Source organism: Methylobacterium tarhaniae, from assembly GCF_001043955.1.
GTDB lineage: Bacteria > Pseudomonadota > Alphaproteobacteria > Rhizobiales > Beijerinckiaceae > Methylobacterium > Methylobacterium tarhaniae.
In genome coordinates, this window is record NZ_LABZ01000366.1 from 1 (window position 1) to 1,041 (window position 1,041).

At 69.3% G+C, this 1,041-nt stretch carries 1 protein-coding gene; it reads right to left on the reverse strand.

Annotated features, from left to right (window positions below; genetic code table 11):
- On the reverse strand, nt 1-688 hold a 688-nt coding region (locus VQ03_RS29970), incomplete at its 3' end, for a transporter substrate-binding domain-containing protein (protein WP_053078794.1).
- Nucleotides 689-1,041: the final 353 nt, after the last annotated feature.

A 1,041-nucleotide genomic window follows, 5' to 3' on the forward strand; every position in this document is an offset into this window, starting at 1 on the left:
TGCCGGCGCACATCACCCGGGGGAAGACCGGCTCCTGGTTCTCCTCCGCGAAGGGGAAGCCCACGAAGGCGTCCGGCGCCCCGAGGGCCCGGGCGTGATAGGCCGCGATGCTGGAGAACTCGACGAGGTAGTCGAGTCGGTCGTTCAGCAGCATCCGGAACGCCTCGCCGAACTCGGAATACGTCTGGCCCGGCGGGTGCTCGCGGAACAGCACGTCGGCCGCCGGGGCGATGGCGCGGTTGCGCAGTATGCTCGTGCGCAAGGACCGGTGCTCGGTCAGCAGGCCTTGCAGGGAAAGCGGCCCGAGCGCCTCGAAGCGGGCGCGGTTCGCCGCGCGCACGACGATGCGCAGGGGATAGAACATCGCCACCGGCCGCGAGAAGGCCGCGAAACTCTCACGCTCGGGCGTCTTCACGCCGCCGACGAAGCACCATTCCTCGCCGCTCTTGAGCGAGGCGAGCACGCGCGGGAACGGGACCGTCATCGTGGAGTGGCTGTACTCGGTCAGCCGGGCGGTCAGCAGCCGGCGGATCCGGTCGGAGATGCCGTTGTCGCGGTTCTCGCCCTCGACGATCGTGTAGGGCGGCGCGTCGAAGACCGTCCAGGTAATCTGCTTGCCCTCGCCCCGTGCCGGCCCCGCCAGGGCGAGCGCGACGACCAGACCGGCGAGACCCCACCGTTTCACCATGACATTTCCCGTAAGGTTCGCGCCCCGTCGCCGGTCAAGGCAGGTCGCACCTTCAAGATCAAGTTAAAACATGCGTCGCCGCGATCCTGACGAGTCGATCTCGCAGACTGAATTTCGTGAAGTTGCAATGTTAGATTGTGAGAGGCCGGGCTCGCGGCGGCACGCCCGCCCACCGGCTCAGTCGCTGGCCAGGAAGGTGTCGTAGGCGGCGCGGATGCGCGGCAGGTCCTCCGGTGCCGCCCAGGCCTCGACGATGCTGCGATAGGCCGGGCTCGCCCGCTCCTCCGCCAGCACCGCGTCGATGCGCGCCACCACCTCGCGGCCCCACGGCGTGCCGGCGCACATCACCCGGG